Source organism: Martelella sp. HB161492, assembly GCF_013184775.1.
GTDB lineage: Bacteria > Pseudomonadota > Alphaproteobacteria > Rhizobiales > Rhizobiaceae > Martelella.
In genome coordinates this window covers 17,485-36,544 of sequence record NZ_JAATVV010000019.1, presented here as the reverse complement: position 1 = coordinate 36,544, position 19,060 = coordinate 17,485, and the positions used below count along the sequence as shown (strand labels likewise).

At 58.6% G+C, this 19,060-nt stretch carries 19 protein-coding genes; 15 read left to right on the top strand and 4 right to left on the bottom strand.

The genetic code is table 11. The annotated features are described in order from the left end of the window. Window positions 1-247: 247 nt before the first annotated feature. The 3 genes from HCK86_RS22755 to HCK86_RS22745 all read right to left on the bottom strand — a co-directional run bounded on the left by HCK86_RS22755 (window position 248) and on the right by HCK86_RS22745 (window position 3,146). Complete coding sequence (locus HCK86_RS22755; RefSeq protein ID WP_176086790.1) at window positions 248-601, bottom strand: L-rhamnose mutarotase; 354 nt, start codon at window positions 599-601, stop codon at window positions 248-250. Window positions 602-769: 168 nt separating this feature from the next. Continuing rightward, the gene (locus tag HCK86_RS22750; protein ID WP_176086789.1) at window positions 770-2,065 is read right to left on the bottom strand and encodes an MFS transporter; all 1,296 of its coding nucleotides are present in this window, start codon (window positions 2,063-2,065) and stop codon (window positions 770-772) included. Between the two features lie 346 nt (window positions 2,066-2,411). Then, the gene (locus tag HCK86_RS22745) at window positions 2,412-3,146 is read right to left on the bottom strand and encodes a FadR/GntR family transcriptional regulator (RefSeq protein WP_210260017.1); all 735 of its coding nucleotides are present in this window, start codon (window positions 3,144-3,146) and stop codon (window positions 2,412-2,414) included. Between the two features lie 366 nt (window positions 3,147-3,512). Here HCK86_RS22745 and HCK86_RS22740 point away from each other — a divergent pair, with 366 nt between their 5' ends. From HCK86_RS22740 to HCK86_RS22680, 13 genes are all read left to right on the top strand, one after another. Then, window positions 3,513-4,658: a mandelate racemase/muconate lactonizing enzyme family protein gene (locus tag HCK86_RS22740; protein WP_176086787.1), complete on the top strand. Its 1,146-nt coding sequence runs from the start codon at window positions 3,513-3,515 to the stop codon at window positions 4,656-4,658. Between the two features lie 133 nt (window positions 4,659-4,791). Beyond that, the gene (locus tag HCK86_RS22735; RefSeq protein ID WP_176086786.1) at window positions 4,792-5,742 is read left to right on the top strand and encodes an aldo/keto reductase; all 951 of its coding nucleotides are present in this window, start codon (window positions 4,792-4,794) and stop codon (window positions 5,740-5,742) included. Between the two features lie 12 nt (window positions 5,743-5,754). Continuing rightward, window positions 5,755-6,630, top strand: coding sequence for an amidohydrolase family protein (locus HCK86_RS22730; RefSeq protein ID WP_176086785.1), 876 nt, complete (start codon window positions 5,755-5,757; stop codon window positions 6,628-6,630). A 21-nt stretch (window positions 6,631-6,651) separates the two neighbouring features. After that, window positions 6,652-7,800: a lactaldehyde reductase gene (fucO, locus tag HCK86_RS22725; protein WP_176086784.1), complete on the top strand. Its 1,149-nt coding sequence runs from the start codon at window positions 6,652-6,654 to the stop codon at window positions 7,798-7,800. A gap of 77 nt (window positions 7,801-7,877) precedes the next feature. Beyond that, the gene (locus HCK86_RS22720) at window positions 7,878-8,810 is read left to right on the top strand and encodes a dihydrodipicolinate synthase family protein (RefSeq protein WP_176086783.1); all 933 of its coding nucleotides are present in this window, start codon (window positions 7,878-7,880) and stop codon (window positions 8,808-8,810) included. A gap of 231 nt (window positions 8,811-9,041) precedes the next feature. Beyond that, a complete protein-coding gene (deoC, locus tag HCK86_RS22715) occupies window positions 9,042-9,743 on the top strand; it encodes a deoxyribose-phosphate aldolase (protein ID WP_176086782.1) in 702 nt (233 codons plus the stop codon). Window positions 9,744-9,824: 81 nt separating this feature from the next. Then, window positions 9,825-10,742, top strand: a complete 918-nt coding sequence (locus HCK86_RS22710) for a ribokinase (RefSeq protein WP_176086781.1) — start codon at window positions 9,825-9,827, stop codon at window positions 10,740-10,742. Window positions 10,743-10,852: 110 nt separating this feature from the next. Then, window positions 10,853-11,713, top strand: a complete 861-nt coding sequence (locus HCK86_RS22705) for an AraC family transcriptional regulator (protein ID WP_176086780.1) — start codon at window positions 10,853-10,855, stop codon at window positions 11,711-11,713. Between the two features lie 340 nt (window positions 11,714-12,053). After that, window positions 12,054-12,554, top strand: coding sequence for an RbsD/FucU domain-containing protein (locus HCK86_RS22700; protein ID WP_176086779.1), 501 nt, complete (start codon window positions 12,054-12,056; stop codon window positions 12,552-12,554). A 5-nt stretch (window positions 12,555-12,559) separates the two neighbouring features. Then, complete coding sequence (locus HCK86_RS22695; RefSeq protein WP_176086778.1) at window positions 12,560-13,681, top strand: Gfo/Idh/MocA family oxidoreductase; 1,122 nt, start codon at window positions 12,560-12,562, stop codon at window positions 13,679-13,681. A gap of 42 nt (window positions 13,682-13,723) precedes the next feature. Next, entirely contained in the window at window positions 13,724-14,626 is a 903-nt protein-coding gene (locus HCK86_RS22690; protein ID WP_176086777.1) for a sugar phosphate isomerase/epimerase, read from the top strand. A 100-nt stretch (window positions 14,627-14,726) separates the two neighbouring features. Further along, window positions 14,727-15,005, top strand: a complete 279-nt coding sequence (locus tag HCK86_RS22685; RefSeq protein WP_176086776.1) for a hypothetical protein — start codon at window positions 14,727-14,729, stop codon at window positions 15,003-15,005. A 119-nt stretch (window positions 15,006-15,124) separates the two neighbouring features. After that, window positions 15,125-15,898, top strand: coding sequence for a LuxR family transcriptional regulator (locus tag HCK86_RS22680; RefSeq protein ID WP_176086775.1), 774 nt, complete (start codon window positions 15,125-15,127; stop codon window positions 15,896-15,898). A gap of 104 nt (window positions 15,899-16,002) precedes the next feature. Here the strand turns inward: HCK86_RS22680 and HCK86_RS22675 are convergent, their stop codons facing one another. Next, window positions 16,003-16,689, bottom strand: a complete 687-nt coding sequence (locus tag HCK86_RS22675; RefSeq protein WP_176086774.1) for a lysozyme inhibitor LprI family protein — start codon at window positions 16,687-16,689, stop codon at window positions 16,003-16,005. 251 nt (window positions 16,690-16,940) lie between these two features. On the opposite strand from HCK86_RS22675, the gene HCK86_RS22670 reads away from it, so the two are divergent. Together HCK86_RS22670 and HCK86_RS22665 are read left to right on the top strand one after the other, a co-directional pair. Further along, window positions 16,941-18,059 carry a hypothetical protein gene (locus HCK86_RS22670; protein WP_176086773.1) on the top strand — a complete coding sequence of 373 codons (1,119 nt, stop codon included), beginning with the start codon at window positions 16,941-16,943 and terminating at the stop codon, window positions 18,057-18,059. Continuing rightward, a complete protein-coding gene (locus HCK86_RS22665; RefSeq protein ID WP_176086772.1) occupies window positions 18,032-19,015 on the top strand; it encodes a hypothetical protein in 984 nt (327 codons plus the stop codon). The genes HCK86_RS22670 and HCK86_RS22665 overlap by 28 nt, the downstream gene beginning before the upstream one ends. The last annotated feature ends 45 nt before the right edge of the window (window positions 19,016-19,060 follow it).

The window sequence follows — 19,060 nt, the reverse complement described above, 5'->3', positions numbered from 1 at the left end:
TTGAAGGCAAGGCTTGGCGAGGACTGTCAGGTGGCCACAGGCCCGAATGATGTCAGGGCATGGGCTTTGTTCATGACCATCTCCCGTGAGCCTGATCGCTGGGGCTGTGTGAACAAGGTCACGCTGGCCTTGTCGCGGCCTGGTCAGCCGACCGACAATTGCTTCATCAAGGCCATTGCCAGCAAGTGGCATGCCGCAAGCCTGAGCGCGCCGCCCAAGAGGCCTGGCGCGTCTCAAGCCGCCTGGCTCACTGCTCGTCGAGGGAATAGATCCGTTCCATTTCGATCCAGGTTGTCCCTTCCGGAGCGAAGGGCAGGCGCTTCTGATAGGTCGAACGCATCATCTCATCCCATGCTTTCACATCGGGATTGACTGCATCGCGCTTAGCCTTTTCGGCTTCGTTGAAGTCGTCGCCCTGTTCCATGATCATGAACATGCGGTCGCCCACCAGATAGATTTCCAGCACACGGATATCATCGGCACGAATGGAATCCGTCACCGCCTGAGGCGGTCCACCGGGTTTGTGGAATTGCTTGTATTTTTCAATCAGCGCTGGATCGTTGTTGATGTCGACGGCGAAACACTTGCGCACGGTACCCATTTCATCCTCCCGGGAAAAGACTAGCGCATCGGCTCGAAAACCGGAATCGATTTTCGAAAAGAACGATGCGTCAATTCAATAAGATAGGGCGTCCTGGTGCGACCGAAAGGACGCACGGCGCTCTATGTCCTGCCGCCTGTTGCGGCAGGACATGATGTTGGCAGGCGATCACTTGACCGAGCGGATCGGCAGCACGCAGAACGAACCCAGACCGACGAAGATCACTGCGGCGATGAACAGGACCTGGTAATTGTGGTTGAAGGCCGAGAGCAGGATTGCAGCCATCGGCGGCGAGATGATCTGCGGGATGTTGACTGCTGTGGTCAGAACACCGAGATCCTTGCCGTTGTCGCCACGTTCGGTCTTCGGCAGGACCTGGGTCATCAGCGCCAGATCGATCGACATGAAGGCGCCGTAGCCGATACCGATCAGGGCGGCATAGATATACATGCCCTGCATGGTTGGCATGAAGAGCGGCACGACCATTGCTGCTGTCATGAAGATGCTGGCGAGGAAGACGAAGGGCTTGCGACGCTGCAGGTAGTCTGACAGGTAGCCGCCGCCGAGCGAGGCAATGACCACAAAGACGAAGGTAACGGAAGCAAGATTGCCGATCATGATGTTGGCATCGGCATTCGACAGCTTGATGTAGTCCATCAGGATATAGAGCAGATAGGTGGCAATGCCCTGATAGCCCATATAGATGACGAATCGGCCAGCGAAAGCCCAGGCGAAATCGTGACTTTTCAGCGGTTCCCAGAAGCCATGCAGGAATTCGCCGATATGGAATTCTTCCTTCCTGACCTCTTCAAGCGAAGGTTTTTCGCGATTGAAGATGACGAAGGCGATGCAGGTGACGGCAATCGCGGCGGCAAAAACGCCATAGGCGAGCACCATATTGTCTGCAAGTCGTCCGCCGATGAAGGGGCCGGCGGCAACGCCCGCCGTCATGCCCGCGCCAACGAAACCACCGGCAATGCCGCGTGAGGAGATCGAGAAACGGTCCGCCACCACTGTTGTCAGCGCAGGCTGCATGGAGTTCAGTGCGATTGATGCGATCACCCAGATGACCGTGATCGACACGAATGTGGTCATGAAGGACACACCGAAGAGTGCCGCTGCGCCGATCAGAGCGCCGGCAGCGATCCATGGCGTGCGTCGTCCCCAGCGGCTGCGCGTCCGGTCGGAGAACGCGCCGGCAATCGGTGTCGTCAGCGTCGAAAAGACCGAGGTGATGGCAAACAGGATTGCGAGATTGGCCGTCTTGTTGTCCGGATCAAGTGCGGCGATCTGATTGGGCAGCAAGACACCCAGCACTCCGCAATAGAGCGCGAGCAGGACGAAGTTGCTGATCATCAGAGAAAACAGAAGCTTGCTGCGGGCGGCGCCGTGGACATGCGCGCCGTTGGCGGGTTCCTCCACAACGGGTTCGCCCGCCGCATCGGATGCTACTTGAATGGTCATGCTATGCTCCTCCCATGGTGATAGCAAAACTTTATATGAGGTAATACGTAATATGTATTATCTTTAATCGCTCCGGACGCAAGTGTTTTTTGTATTGGCGCGGAAAAACCTGTTGCCTGCCTATGGTTGAAATTCGGATTGGCTGGATTTTGAGTGATCGGCAGGGCTGCTCGCCATGGCCGAGCTTCGGGTGCGACGTCATGACGCTGCCTTGATGGGCCGGGCGGGGGCCATGAGAGCGAAACCAGTCATACAGAAGAGAAAAATCCGCACACGGATAGGTCGTCAGCCGCAATTGGGCGGGAGAGCCGCAGTGCAGCTGGTCGTCAGCCGTGCAGAGGGCTCATCAGTCGGCGATGCGGCGGCGATGCTTCCACGAACCTTCGATATGGTCGTGCATGGCTTGTGAAGCGCCCTTGGCATCATGCCGGGCGATTGCATCCACGATCGCTTCGTGGGCGAGGTGCGTGGCCTTGATATCTGTCGCTGTCGGGTGACCGTGATAGTCGCGGGTTGCCAGTGCCTGCCCCTGAATGCCGTTGATGATGGCTCGGCCCAGCTGATTGCCCGAGACTTCCATAATGAAGTCGTGGAAGTCGAGGTCGGCCTTGCCATAGGCGAGGGGATCGGACGCCAGCGACTTCAGCCGTGCGAGTATGCCGCGAAGCGCAGTGATCTCGTCATCGGTGATCCGCTCGGCAGCCTTCGCGCTCATGGCGCATTCCAGCAAAAGGCGGATTTCAATGAGGCTGTCGAGATAGGTGAGGCCGTCTTCGCGGCGAAACAGGGCGGCAAGCACGGTCGAGTCGAGAAGGTTCCATTTCGACTGTTCCTGGACGATGGTGCCGCGTCCCTGCTGGCTGATGATCAGCCCCTTTTCGGCAAGCGTGGTCGAGACCTCGCGAATAACCGTGCGACTCACCTGATACATGTCACACAGAGCGGTCTCCGTCGGGAGTGACTTGCCGACCGGATAGACGCCGGTGACAATGGCATTGGTCAGGTGTTCGATGACCGCATCGGCGAGGCGACCGCGTTTTGCAAAGGTTGGACTGGCTGTGCCCGTAATACCGTCGCTCACCATGTCATCTCTTTCCCGTTACTCTTCGCGTTTTACAACCGCCGGATCGGCGAAGGCCAGCCTGGCAATTTTCGGAATGCCTGGTCATGGCGGCGCCGTGATCTCGCATGATTGATGTTCTTGCATTTTTCATTCTTTGAGACAATCTCATCGCTGTGTTGCAACCCGCTGGCAAGGCGTCAAATGCCGGGCGTCACCATCACCGAGCGCAGCCTGAATGCCGCTTTCCCGCAGGCGCATTTCCAAAAAATCGGCCCGGTGACCAAAAAGTTCTGGTATGCTCAGAAAATTCATATTACATATTACGTATCATAAATAACGCATGCATGGATATGGTTTGCCTGTCCGTGCCGCATGAGGACTATCATGAAGATCACCGGATACCGCAGTCTGACAACAATCTGCGATTGGGGTCGCCCCGTGGGCGATGTCAATGGTGTCATCGAGAATGGCATCACGGACGTGCCGATCCTGATCATCGAGACGGATGAGGGGGTCAATGGTATTGGCCTTGGCGGACATGCCGATATCGCCCGCGTTTTTCCGGCGCTTGAAGGCGAGGATCCCCGCGCGGTGACGTCGCTTTATGATCGCATGCAGTCCTTTGTGTTCAAGACAGGACATTGCGGCTCTGTCTTCGGCGCCATCGGCGTTGCCGATATGGCCCTTTGGGACATCAAGGCAAAACTTGCTGGTGAACCGTTGTGGCGGCTTCTCGGCGCGCGGGACCGGTTCGTTCCGGGCTATGCGTCCGGGCTGGACTACGGACTCGATGATCAGAGTCTCGTCGCATATTACCGCCAGTGGGCAGATCGTGGTTTCGCTGCCGCGAAGATCAAAGGCGGAAGCGACCCCTTGCGGGATATTGAGAGGCTCAAGGCCGTCCGCGACGTTCTCTCGGTCAATTTGCCGCGCCCTTCGATGATGCTTGATGTCAACGAGAGCTGGTCGCGCAAGCAGGCGGTTCGTTTCCTGAGTGCGATCGAGGATCAGATCGACCTGACCTGGATCGAAGAGCCGGTGCGGCGCTGGGATGCGGACGGTCATGCCGCCCTGACCGGTGCCTGTCGGGCCGCCGTTGCCACGGGCGAAAACCTGACCGGGCTGGAACAGTACCGGCCATTCATCCAGAAAAATGCAGTCGATATCGTTCAGGCAGGAAGTTGCTGGGGGATCAGCCATTTCCTGCGGGTTGCCAACCTTGCCCACGCACATGATCTGCCGGTCAGTCCGGTCGGCTACAACGCAAATCCCGTGGCGCATGCGGCGGCGGCCGTCCCAAATCATATCGGCTGTGAAATCCAGCATATCGCGCCGCCATACGGGATCGCCGTCGATCAGGAAATCGCCGATGGCGGTATTGTCCTCGGAGACAAGCCCGGCTTCGGCTTCGAGGTCGATGAGGTCGCCATTTCCCGGCATCAGCTGAATGGCTGCTGGGCCAACAAGGCCGGCCCGCATGTGCGTCCGGAAAGGGCAGGGCTTCAGCTCGGAGCCCCGGCAAAAGCATGAACATCCCGGTCAGCGATGTTCGCTGACCGGCAAGAAGGTCAAACCATGCAGTTTTCTCCGCGGCGCGGGAGCCGCCGTCGTTGAAGCTGCCTAACTGGAGGAAGCCATGTCTTATCATGGGAGGAATTTCAACATGAAGTATCATCCGCTTGGACGGACCGGCATTGATGTGCCCGAACTGGCCTTTGGTGCCGCGTCGCTGGGCAGCATCTATTTCAAGGTCTCCCAGGACGAGGCCAGTGAGGCCGTTGCGGTGGCACTGGATAATGGGATCAACTATTTCGACGTTGCGCCCTATTACGGCATGACGACCGCCGAGACCGCGCTTGGCAAGGCGCTGGAGGCAAAGGACCGCAGCACATTCCATATCGCCACCAAGATCGGGCGTTATGGCGACAAGGACTGGGATTTCTCAGCGGATGCGACCAAGCGTTCGATCGAGGCCAGCCTCAAGCGGCTTGGAACGGATTATATCGACGTCATTCAGTGCCATGACATTGAATGCGGCGATCTGCAGCAACTGGTCGATGAGGCCCTGCCGACGCTGCGCGCGCTCAAGGAGCAGGGCATTGTCAAAAACATTGGCATAACCGGCTATCTGCTGGACGTCATGGAACGTATCGCCATCGAGCAGCAGGTTGATACCGTTATGACCTACTGCACATACACATTGCAGGATCGCCGCCTCGGGCCGGTGGCCAGGCGCCTGTCCGAAGCCGGGATCGGCGTGTTGAATGCCTCGCCGCTTGGCATGGGGCTGCTGACCGAAAGGGGCGCGCCAGACTGGCATCCGGGCAATGAAAAGGTCATCGAACTTGCCAATGCAGCCGCGCGCTACTGCAAGGCGATGGGCAGCGATATTTCCGAGCTGGCGATCAAGTTTGCCCTTTCCACCGCGGGCGAATTCGATATTGCCACGACAGTGGTTGGCACTGCCCGCGCTGAGAATGTCATGCGCAATATTCGCTGGGCCGGCGAAGAGATCGATCCGCAATTGCTGAAGGCTGTGGAGGCCATACTGGAGCCCGTTATCGGCGCCGGTTGGGATGTTTTGCCGGGCAATGGCGGCAAGGCTGGCAAGTGACAGGGCCACGTCATGCTGGAGATCATCGATTCTCACATTCACCTGTGGTCGCCCGACACGGTCACGCCGCCGTGGCTGATCGATGCGCCGGCGCTGAACCGAACATTCGGGCTTGAGGAATGGCGGGCGGCAGCGGGGGAGGGGGATGAATTCCACCTTGCCGCTGCGGTCTACGTCGAGATCGACGCTGCACCGGAGGATCTGGCCACGGAAAACCGGATCGTGTTTTCCATGACCGCTGACCCGGCCAACCCTGTGAAGGGCGCCGTCATTGCGGCCCGCCTTTCGCAGGGCGATATTGAAGCGCAGCTCGCGCCATGGCTTTCGGACAAGGGACTGAAGGGCGCGCGGCAGGTGTTGCACATGCCGACAGCTGCGCCCGGTCTCTGCCTCGAGCCGCTATTCATCGCCAATCTGAAGAAGCTCGGTCGCCTGAGGCTGGCTTTCGATGCCTGCATGCGCCCGGATGAACTCAGTGACCTCGCGCAGGCCGCCGAAGCTGCACCGGAAACGACGATCATTCTCGATCACGCAGGAAATCCAGGTGACGCCTTCTTTGCAGGCGGCATGGATCAGCCGACGCTCGCCTTGTGGCGGCAAGGACTTCGACAGCTGGCGGCGTTGGACAATGTTTACTGCAAGATTTCCGGGCTCACACTGCCAAACGACGCAGGAATTAGGAAAGCGCAAGGCGCACTTGATGCACTTGTGGATAGTTTTGGTGAAGACCGGGTGATGTTCGCCTCGAACTTTCCGGTCAACCGGCTGGGGACGGCGTCGCGCCCCTGGATCGATTTTCTGATCTCGGCCACCGCCCGGCGAGGCACGGCGTGGCAGGCAAAGTTTTTCGGTGAAAACGCCGCCAGGGCCTATCGGCTCGACGACTGACGCCCAAGGGAAGGAAACAGCATGAACCGCATGATTTTGAACGAAACATCCTATTTCGGGGCGGGTGCGCGCTTTGAGCTTGTCGGTGAAGTCGAGCGCCGGGGCTATAAAAAGGCGCTGATCGTGACTGACGGGCCGTTGGTCAAGGCTGGTGTCGTCGGCAAGGTGACTGCCATGCTGGATGAGGCGGGGCTTGCCTATGCCATTTATGACAAGGTCATGCCCAATCCCACGATCGCAGCGGTCACGGCCGGGATCGAGGCCTTCAAGGCTGCTGACGCCGATTACCTGATCGCCATTGGCGGTGGCTCGCCGCAGGATACCTGCAAGGCCATCGGCATCGTCATCGCCAACCCGGAATATGCCGATATCCGCTCGCTCGAAGGCGTCGCTCCGACGAAAAAGCCGTCCGTGCCGATCATTGCGCTGGCAACAACGGCTGGCACGGCAGCTGAAGTGACAATCAACTACGTGATTACCGATGAGGAAAAGCGCCGCAAATTCGTTTGCGTCGATCCTCACGATATTCCGCAGGTCGCAATCATCGACAGCGATCTGATGGGCTCGATGCCGAAGTCGCTGAAGGCTGCCACCGGCATGGACGCACTGACCCATGCCATCGAAGGCTATATTACCAAGGGGGCATGGGAGCTCACCGACGCGCTGCACCTCAAGGCGATCGAGATCATCGCCCGATCTCTGCGTGCGTCTTGTGCCGGAGATCAAAAAGGGGTCGAGGACATGGCGCTTGGCCAGTATGTGGCAGGCATGGGCTTTTCCAATGTCGGCCTTGGTCTTGTCCATGGCATGGCCCATCCGCTCGGCGCTTTCTACGATACGCCGCATGGCGTTGCCAACGCCATCCTTCTGCCGACGCTGATGGCTTACAACGCCGATTACACCGGCGAGAAATACCGCGACATCGCCATTGCGATGAAGGTTGAGGGTGCCGCTGAAATGAGCCTCGAAGAGGTCAGAAAGGCTGCCGTTGCTGCGGTCCAGCAGCTTTCCATCGACGTCGCGATCCCGACCAAGCTCTCCGATGTGGGCGTGAGGGCGGAAGATGTCGATGCGCTCTCCGAAGCCGCGATGGCCGATGTCTGCACCGGCGGCAATCCGCGCGACGCGAACATTGACGACGTCAAGTCGCTCTACCGCGCGCTGCTCTGAAACACTGAAACCAACCGGCCGGTCCTGGCAGATCTTTCAACGTCAGTTGTGACCGGCCTGATCCGAATGGATTTCCAATGCCTAAATTTCATGGTGTCATCCCGCCCGTTTCCACCCTCTTTACCCCGGACCTTGCATTTGACCGGGAAAGCCAGGCCAGCCTGATCGATCATATGATCGAAGGTGGCGTGCACGGGCTCTTCTTTCTCGGCAGCAATGGCGAATCCCAGCACATGCCGATCGAGATGCGGCTCGAAATCGCCGAATTCTGCATCGCCCATGTTGCCGGTCGCGTGCCGGTGCTGATCGGTATCGGCCTGCCGAGCACGACGGAATCGATCAAGCTCGGCCAGCATGCCGCAGCACACGGCGCCGATGCCGTCGTCGCCATCAACCCATTCTACGCCAGGCTTTCCGAGGACAATCTCTACCGCTATTTCCGCGAGATTGCCGACAATGTCGATCTGCCGCTGATGATCTATAACTTCCCGGTCGTCACCGGCCAGGACATGAGCCCGGAGCTTGTCCTGAAGCTTGCGCTCGACTGCAAGAACATCATCGGTCTCAAGGACACGGTCGATACGCTGAGCCACATCCGTCGCGCCATTCACGTCATCAAGGCACAGCGCCCGGATTTTCTGGTGTTCGCCGGCTTTGACGAATATCTTCATGGCACGCTGATCATGGGCGGCGATGGCGTCGTGCCGGCCTCAGCCAATTTCGCGCCGCAGCTGACGGTCGAGCTCTATGAAGCCTATCGGCGTGGTGATCACGCTGCAGCGGTCGCCTGGCAGCAGAAGCTTGTGCACCTGTCCTACATGACCGCGCTCGAGGCCCCGTTCTATTCCGTCGTCAAGGAAGGCATCAAAATGGTCGGCTTTGCCGATGCGACCGCCGTCCTGCCGCCTGCCGCACCGGCATCACCCGCCAGCATTCAAAGTCTGCATGACATGCTCGTTGCAGCCGGTGTGCTGAGCCAACCGCCGGCGGTTCAGAAGCTTTCTGCCTGACGCGATTGCGCGTCGCTGAGGTTCACTGGCATGCAGGTCCGGCTTTTGCGCCGGACCTGCTTTTGTTTGTCACGGCGGAGCGGTTTCTATCTGTAAAACAACGCCTTTTCGCAACCACGAAGAATTCGTCCGAATGAGAGCTTTGTCCATGTTTTTGAGAAATCATGCCATCCAGCCGCAGACGGAAGGCCGCTAAAATCCGGTCATCGTCACCCTGAGGAGTTAAGAACGATGATTGATTTCAGTAACCGGGAGCAGGTCGCAAAGGCGATCCAGTACACCAACGTCAATCCCGACCTGACGAAGGAAGGGCTGCTGGCTCATGTGAAGGTCTGTGCCGAATATGGTTTCGACGCCGCCATGGTGCCGCCGTGCTGGGTGAAGCTCTCCAAGGAAGCGCTGGCTGGCACGGGTGTGAAAGTGGCCTCGACGGTCAATTTTCCGATGGCCAACGATACGCTGGAAATGAAGCTCGCCGTCGTGCGGCTGCTGGCCAAGGAAGGCGCCGACCAGTTCGATTTCCCGCCGAACCCCGGCCTGATCCTCGGTGGCGATGAAGCCGCCTATGCAAAGGAATTGCAGGAAGTGACCCGCGTTGCCCATGAAGAGGGCATGCAGATCAAGGCGATGCTGGAATTCGGCTACATCACCGACAATGCGATGAAGGCCCGCGTCGCGCAGCTCGCTTGCGAAGCAGGTATCGACTGGGTGAAACAGTCGAGTGGCTGGGGCAAGGGCGGATGCGCCGCCACCGAGGAGGATGTGAAGATCCTGGCCGCCAACATCAAGGCGCCCTGCCGCGTCAAGGTGTCCGGCAAGGTCAACACACGCGAGAAGATGCAGTCGCTGTTTGAAGCGGGTGCCGAACTGGTTGGCACGAGCTCCGGCCCGGCCATCGTTGATGGTATCGCAGGCGATCCGAACGACTACTGACGCCTGTGTGATATGGGGCAGGGGGCAGGGTTTCCGGCCCCCCAGCCTGATGTGAATGGAAGGACGAAGGGAGGAAAGATCATGTCGGTTCTTGTGTTGGGAAGCTATGCCAAGGCGCTCGTGATGACCGCTGACAGAATTCCGCTGGCGGGGGAAACCCTGCTCGGTCGCGATTTCCGCCAGACATTCGGCGGCAAGGGATCGGATATGGCGGTTCAGGTCGCAAGGCTCGGCTGCCCGGTGGAATTTGCCGGGGTGATCGGCGATGACGTCTTTGGTCATGAATTCGTGGCGCTGATGAAGGAGGAGCGTATCGGAATTTCGGGGCTCCGGGTCACGGATGAAAAGCCCACCGGCGCCGGTCTCATCATCAAGGACAATGCGGCGCGCAATGTCATCGTCGTCGATATGGGCGCCAACGAGCTGTTCTCGCCGGCCGATGTCGATCACGCGCTTGAAATAACACAACCGGCAGATATTGCGCTTGCCCAGCTGGAGATCCCACTCGACACCGCGCTTTATGGGTTGAAGAAAGCCGCAGCCGGTGGTGCGCGGACCATCCTTAATCCAGCTCCGGCGCAAAATCTTGTCGGCAAGGACCTGTCGATGGTCGATTTCCTGACGCCGAATGAGACGGAAGCCCGCGTCGTGCTGGGCCTCGCGCCGGATGATCCGACGCCCAACGAAGAAATCGCGCGTCGGCTGATGCAAACCGGTTGCCGGGCCGTGGTGATGACGCTCGGCGAAGACGGCGTGTTCGGCGCGACGGCTGCGGGGACCTTTACCATCCCGGCCTTCAGGGTCGATCACGTCGACAGCAATGGCGCCGGGGACAGTTTCAATGCCGCCCTTGCCGTTGGGCTTTCCGAAGGTAAGCCGTTGCAGGAGGCGGCCCGCTTTGCCGCCGCCGTTGCCGCCCTTTGCTGCACGCGCTGGGAAACCGTGCCATCCTACCATCGGCGTGACGAGGTCGAGGCCTTCATGAAGCGGGCTGCGTGAGCGGCTTCCAGACGCGCGCATTTGCCTCCGTCAGGCGGTTTCGAAATCTGACGACGGACGGTAACTCTGTGATAAGTCTTGTCAAAGACAAACCGGAGACCGCCCGCGCCATGGCGCCTGCATCTGTGCCCCAGACCCGCATTCTTCGCTCCTACTTCCCTGTTCATGAGGGATGGCTGGGGCTCTTTGCCTATCAGGTGCTGCGCGCCGGGCATATCCAGGCCGGACCCGATCACCGGATCGAGCGACAGGATGTGCCGGGTCATGAATTCCTGTTCTGTGTCCGGGGCGAAGGCGTGGTGACCGTCAGGGGCAGGTCACATGCCGTGCGGGCAGGCGAAATGGCATGGCTGCCGGTCCGCGAGGCCCACGCCCACCGGCCGGTGCGGGAAAATCCCTGGGAAATCCTGTGGCTGCGCGTCGACAGTGCCAATCTTTCGCGGCTGATGGCCGTCCTGACCGTGCATGATGATCCCGTTTTTCATTTCGCCCAGCCTGAGGATGTCGAAGCGCTGCTCATCGAGCTGCTCGATCAGCTCGACCGCTCTTCCCTGGCGATTCAGGCGGCCTGCGACCGGCATGTCTCGGCGCTTGTCGAGGCGCTGGTGGCGGCCCGCGAGAACCGTCTTCTGGAACCGGAGGCCGCCACGCATAAGGGGCTTGGCGATCTGATGGCGCAGATTCACGCGCACTACAACGAGCACTGGGATATCGACAAGCTCGCCAATGCATGCCGGGTCAGCAAGGCGCAGCTGTTCCGCCTGTTCCAGACCGCCTTCGGCAAGGCGCCGCTTGCCTGGCTGCGCGACTATCGCATGGCGCAGGCCAAGCGCCTTCTGGTCGAAACCGATGATCCTGTCTCATCCATCGCCATGGCCGTCGGCTATCCTGATCCGCTTTATTTCTCCCGTGAATTCAAGAAGCATGCGGGGCTGTCGCCACGCGCCTTCAGGGCGAGCGAGAGCTGGTAACGTGAAGCTTTTCCTTCCGCAGCGGATGAGAATTTTGTCCATGTTTTTGAGAGATGCCGCCATCGGCAGCTCAGGGCCTCCCTGCTAAATTCGGAACCGTGGTCATGATCGGAGATGGAGGTTCTCTCGTCACGGCCCGGCACAAAAGATTTCGGGAGGAAACCATGTCTTTTGCCGTTTTCAAAAGCATTGCCGAACAGAGCCCGGCTGAGCCTTGCGCTGGCCCGTACGCTCAGTGCGCCTTTCGGTTCTTTCCCTGATCTCGCCGATCAACCGCTGCCGGGCTGTCCCTGTCTGCAGTGGCTTTTCGCGACCCGTTTCAAACCATAAGGAGGAGAAAATGATCCCCAACCATATCCTGCATCCCGGTCTCGCTCAGGCCATGGCCACCGTCGGTCATGGCGACATCGTACTGGTCACCGATGCCGGCTTTCCGATTCCGAAAGATGCAAACCGTATCGATCTCGGCTTTTACGAAGGTCTTCCGGATGTCATCGACATCCTGAAGGTGCTGCGCAAGGAAATGTTCGTCGAGGCCGTCCATTTCGACAAGGCGGTGCGCGATCGCCATCCCGATCTCTACAAGACCTTTCAGGAGATCTACACCGGCGCTGGCGCACCCTTTCTTGCCACGCCGCACGAGGAACTGGTCGAGGTCGTCGCGCCGAAGGCCAAGGTCATCATCCGCTCCGGCTCTTTCAATGCCTGGGCCAATGTGGCGCTCACCGCCGCGACCGATCCCTTCGCCTGGTTCAACGAGCCCGATATCGACATCCTGCCGGCCTATGTCGAGCGCCGTCGGATGATGCGCGAAAATGTTGTTCCCGAATTGAAGGACTGAGGATCATGTCCCAGCAATCTCTTCTGCCATTCGATCTTGACATCATGCCGGAACTTCCCGCCCGCAAGGATTTCCGCATTGGCTGCATTGGTGCGGGCTTCATCATGCGTGATTGCCACCTCGTCGCCTATGCCGAGGCCGGTTTCACGCCGTACACGATCACCTCACTGGAGCGCAGCAACAGTGAAGAAGTGGCCGCGCTTCGCGGCATTCCGAATGTCCATGACAGCTGGCAGGACGTGGTGCACGACCCGGCCGTCGAAATTCTCGATATTGCCGTGCCGCCGGACCAGCAGCTCGGCATCATCCGCGAGGCGGTGAAGCAGAAGAGCCATATCAAGGGCATTTTATGCCAGAAGCCGATCGCGATGAACCTTGCCGAAGCGCGCGAGATCGTCAGGCTTTGTGAAGAGGCGGGCATACCGCTCGGTGTCAATTCCAACATGCGCTACGACCCGTCGATCCGGGCGCTGAAGACGCTTCTGAACAGGGGGCTGCTCGGCGAGCGGGTGCTGGCGACGATCGAGATGCGGGCGATCCCCGACTGGCAGGGATTCCTGCGGAAATATGATCGTATCGAGATCCTCAATATGGGCATCCACCACATCGACAGCTTCCGCTATCTGTTCGGCGATCCGGAAAAGATCACCACGGTTGTCCGCCAGGATCCGCGCACGACCTTCCCGCACCGCGACGGCATATCGCAATACACCTTCAAATATGACGACGATTTCATGGCGACGAGCCTCGACGATGTCTGGGTCGGTCCCGGCGGCGACTGCGAGGACGATCCCTACATCAAGTGGCGTGTCGTCGGCACGGAAGGGCTCGCCGAGGGCACGATCAGCTGGTTCCAGTATCCGGTTCTGGTGCCCTCGACACTCAGGTTCACCACCGCGCAGATGCCGAAGGGCTGGATTGCCCCGACACTTGGTCGCGTCTGGTTTCCCGATGCCTTTGCCGGAACCATGGCCCAGCTTCTGCGCGCCGTCGAGACCGGCGGCGAACCGGAGATTTCGGGCCGAGACAACCTCAAGACACTGGCCTGCGTGGAAGCCTGCTACCGCTCCATCGAGGAGGAGCGGACGGTAAAGCTGGCTGAAATTGAAGCGGAGTTTCTGGCCTGAGGGCCGGATGTGAGTTCAATCAGAAAAAGGGAGTGAAACATCATGATTCCTGTCGGTATCTTTACCGGGTATTTCCCCTATGACCTCAACACGGTGATCGCGAAGACGAAGGCCAATGGCTTTTCGACGGTGCAGCTTGACCTGTCCTTCAAGGATATGGATTTTTCCGCCGGCAATATCACCAGGGAAAAATGCAGCACGGTGCGCAACGCCTTCCGTGATGCCAACCTGCCGATCTGCGCGATCTCGGGCTATACAAACATCATCCATCCGGACAAGAACGAACGCGCCCGTCGGGTCGGCTATCTGAAGGAGATCATCCGCCACGCTCGCGATTGCGGCACGCCCTATGTGATCTCCGAAACCGGCACCTACAATGTCGAGAGCGACTGGGTGCACGATCCGCGCAACAAGACCGAGGAAGGTTACGAGGAGGCGCTGAAGGTCATCGCCGAACTGGCGCAGGAAGCCTATGACCACGGCGCAGTGTTCCTTGTCGAAAACTACGTCAACAATGTCATTGGCTCGGTCGATGAGGTGCTGCGGCTGTTTGCGGACCTGCGCCACCCCGGTCTCGGCATGCTGATGGACCCGACGAACTATTTCGACGAAACCACGATCAACGACGTCGACGGCACCATCAACAGGATGTTCAACGCGATCGGCGACAAGATCAAGATTGCCCATGCGAAGGACTGCAAGGTTGCCGAGGATCAGGGCGAAAAGCACGTCGCGATTGACGGGCCGGAGGCCAATACCTTCCGCGGTGCCGGTGCGGTCGAGCTGCCTGGTGCCGGTCTCGGTGTTCTCAACTACCCGCTCTATATCGAGCGCCTGCACGAACTGAACCCGAACATCCCGCTGATCATCGAGCATATTGACGAGGATGATGTGCCGCGCGCCAAGAAGTATGTCGACGACACGCTGCGCAAGGTTGGTGCGTGAGGGTTTGATCGGCGGATCTGACCCATTTGATGGGGCGGGTTTTCATCGCGGCGTTTGATGCCGGCGTTGATATCGCCGTCCAGTTCCGGGATCGTCCGATGTGCCACGCAGCCGCCGCCGGCGCGTGGCGCGGCGGATGCCCTCGAGCGTCTTCCCGGCGGAGGATCTTTCCCGCCGGGATTTCTGTCTCATCGTCGCTTGCCTTGAGTGCGCGGCGATGAGCCGAAATACCTCTCCCCCCGGGCAAGTTGAATATTACAGTTTTGTCATTTTCTGGTATTTTCAGTTTCATGCCGATGCCGGGAACCGGCGTCTGGTTCAAATGACTTTTCTATTGTTTGCGTATGCGCTTAATTTTGCTGAATTCGGTCTGAAATGACGGAAATTCGTATGCTTGCGATGACGGATTTGTCTGACTGAAACCATTCATCCTGATGATCAAAGAATTTATTGGAAGTGCAGCATTCGGAAAAACTGACAAAATTGAGAGGGTGAGCGTTGAGCAGACTGGAAGCCGCGGCCGAAGCCATCATGCACGCCCGTTCCCAAGAAGAGGCGTTCAGGCATTATTGTGCTTTTGTGGCACATCATGGATATGACAAGGCTGTCTTTTCGCTGATGACAGATCATCCGTCGATCGGCGAAACGGCACTGCACGGAATGCTGACAGTCTACCCGGAAGATTGGATGAAATATTACCGGGAACGGGATTGCCATGAGGTTGACCCGGTGTTCCAGCTGATTATCAGCCGGCCCGGTGCCTTTTTCTGGTCTCACGCGATTGAGAAGCTGAGCCTCATGCCGCGCTTTCAGGGCAAGGCCGATGCCAGCTGGGCCCGCCTGATGAAAGAGGCGGCCGAGGCCGGGTTGCATGATGGCATCAGCGTCTCGATCGTCAACGCTTCGGGAGAAATCGCGGGCTTCGGCATTTCGCGGCCGCAGGCTGAGGATGACCATAACATCAACGCTCTCGCCGACATCTTTCTGTTGTCTTCGATGTTCTATGACAGCTATCTCGGTTCATATCGGTCAGGTCAGGCACCGCATCTCACCCAGCGGGAAAAGGACGTCCTGTCATGGTCAGCCGCGGGAAAGACCGACTGGGAGATTGCCGAGATTACCGGCATCTCGACGGCAACGGTCCGCTTTCACTGGAACAATATTTTCAAGAAGATGGGAAGCAACAACAAAATGGCCGCAACCGTCACGGCTGTCCGCCGGAAGCTGATTATTCCGGATACGCTTCGCTCCATCAATCAGAAGCAGGGCTGACGCTAGCGCATCGGCTCGAAAATCGGAATCGATTTTCGAAAAGAACGATGCGTAGATTCAATGAGCTAGAGCGTCCTGGCGCGTCCAAGAGAACGCATGGCGCTCTAGCAGCCGCCCGATTCTTCGGCGGTCATCCAGTCGGCCTCCAACGGATGCTTTGCATTCAGGTTGAAGGAACGTTCGCCGAATCTGGCGCGGGCACCGCAGAAATCGGCGCAGGCTGGTTCACCGCCTGCTGTGAATACGAGACTTCCACCAGAGACAACGATTCGGAAGGAGCATCCACTCTCCTTTGCGGTAAAGGCGTTGCCATTCCTGACGGCATGAATGCGGCCGGTACCGCAGCTAAAGCCGCGTTGAAAGCTTGAAATGCTGAAGTCGAGTGCATTTCCATAATCTTCAATCAGTATCTTGTCGCTAAAGCCATTGGCGCAATAAGAACCGGTCAGTTTCCCGCGCGCTGTTGCCGAGGCTGGCGCCGCACTGAGCTGCCTCGCCCGCTGGCTCATGGTGATGTCGAGACAGGCGCTGTCAGCACCGCACTGATCGCGCATGCCAAGCCAGTTCATCTGTTCGCTGCGAATCCTGTTTCGTGTCTGTTCGGACTTTCCTGACCGGGCTTTGGCGTAGGCCTCCGCGATCTGCTGGTCGAGTGCCGAAAGCACCTGAGACCGACAGATCGCGATTTCCGTCGGTGTCGTCGCCTGCTTGCAGTTGAAGCTCGGCTGAGCCCCGGCCGCCGACGGGACCTGAAACAATGCCAGCACGAGAAGCAGGATTCCAAATCGCATGTTTGCGTCTCCGAAACACAGAAGAAGTGCGGAGTGAGCAGCCTCCTCTGCAGTGAGAAAGCTGCCCGCAGGTCCGCCAGACCATCCCGATATCGAGGGTGGCAGATCTATTTCCGTTTCGAAACCTGACAGTGTTGTCAGGTTGTCCAGGGGGCAGCGGGCAAATATTGTTTCTGCAGCGGCGCGGTTGACCTGAGATCGGCCACAGTTGGCGCGGGACTGTCGCCCGCCAGGTTGAGAAGGCGGAACCGATGCGTAGAATCTTTAGGGCAGCTTACCTGGCAATATTCGCGATAGTCTGCGGCGTTACCGAAGTTGCAGCGGCCGACAAGGGCTCACCGCCCTACTTTGATGCCACCCTTAACCTGAACCCCGGCTTTGTTGATCTGTTTCGTTTTCCAGAGCCGAAAGGCGGAAACTATGAATGGGCGGAGGCGCTGCTGACTGCTGAGGATGACCCTGACTCTTCTTCCAAGGGTGACAGGATCCTGGTGCGCTGGGCGGAACCTGAATCGCTCGCTGGCAAGACGCTTAAGGTCGTGGCTTACCTCGGAGGCGAGGCGAAACCCGCGCTGGAGGAGCGCCCGGCACTGGCTACGCTTGTCTTCAGCAAGCAGAAAATCACGATCACCACGAGCGAGCGGAAGAGAGATGTTCCCTATTATGACAGCGCGCGCGGTATTCCCTGCTTTCAGGCCGAGAAAACATTCATCAAGAAAAGTTACGGCAATGGCTGCTACGCCATTGTCTGGTCGAAGTCGCATGAGCGACCGATGATCGCGAAGGTCGTCAGCAAGTTCAAAGAGGGGTCCGCGACGCCGGTGGCCTATCTGGTCGCTTTCGCCTTCGCGCTTCAGCCGGACTTGCAGTTCAGGGTCGATCCGGAAGCCGAGAACCAGGTGGCAATGCTTGATCCTTCCAAGCGGTGGTTCGTCGATATCGCCACAGCAAGGCCGAAAGAGATTGATCCGGCAATGATCAATGATGGCTATGTTCGGCTTCAGCGTCTCATCTATGCGACGGATCCGGCGGTGACGTTCCACGTGTTGCCGGATGGTGGTTTCATCACGGATCGCGCGGTCGATGCAGACATGGGCGTCCAGATGTTGCAGCAAAGCGACATCGACCCGGACCAGATTGCCTGCTTCGAGGCTGCGCCCCTGATGCGCTGCATCTTCGCCGTCAAATGGCGCAAATATAGCGGCCGGGCACAGGAACCTTACGACAGCAGAGCAGGCAAGCTGGACGGTGTCGAATATCGCTTAGCACAGAGAGACATCGTGTTTGAACAACGGCCAGATGGCCAGCTTGATGCGAGGTGCATCTACCGGGAGGACGGGGCTTGCTCAGAGGTTCAGGCGTCAAGATAGTCGCATTTCTTTTATGGGCGAGCCTCTGCGGTACCGGTGAAGCTCGCGCCCAGGGCGAGGTGACCGAGCTGGAGATCGTGAAGGCCCTGAACCCGTCGAGCCTCAGCCCTTTCAAGGGGGTTCTTCCCGATGGGCGCTTCCGTTTCGCAGTGAAGGTCGATCCGGATCACGCGAATGACGGAAATCTGCCCCCCGGAGTGATCGTAACCTTTGCCCACTTCATCAGCGCCGACAAAGGACGGATCATAAGGACCGAGGGGCCAGCACAGATTATCGAGCTTCTGACACATCTGTCAGAAGGCGACGTGATTTCCGTGGTTACCGTTGATCCGGCGAGCAAGAAGCAAAAGGAATACAAGCTGAAGGTCGTGTCGCGGGAAAGAGCGGAACTGGTTGCCGCTCTTGGCGCGAGCGGAGACGTCTTCGGAAGCTCTCTCTGGGGTGTGCGCATGCGCATGTTTTCGAAAGGACAGTTCGGCGCACTGAATGAGCTGCTGAAGCAGGATGCGCGCGTAGGTATAGGTGAACTGGGGCCGTTGGCCCCGCTTGTCCGAGAATTCATGCCAGGGCTCGAAAAGCAGCTGATTGAAGCCAGATATGCAGGATTGCTGTCCATGTATGGCATCACTCGCCTGTCCGTGTTGGGAGACTGCGGCGAGCCGACGGACACACTGAACAACGCCACGATCAGCTGGACAGAATACCGCAACGGATTGGGCCAGTTCCAGGGAAGCACGACCCCGGTAAAGACGCCCAAGGGAACGATCGAGGTTCCGTACGGATTTGCGCCCATTCTGGAGAAGACCAACGATTCCGACGTTTCGCGGCAGGCCGCGAACACGATCGGTGCAATCCTGATCGATCTGGGATGTGAGAGCGATACACGCCGGATGATGGAACGGAACATGCTCGCATTCTGGTGGCGGAAATCACCCGTCTTCGTAAGTAAAGACTAGATATACCTGATTTTTGTTTTGGCTGTTTTGGCAATATCTAGCCAA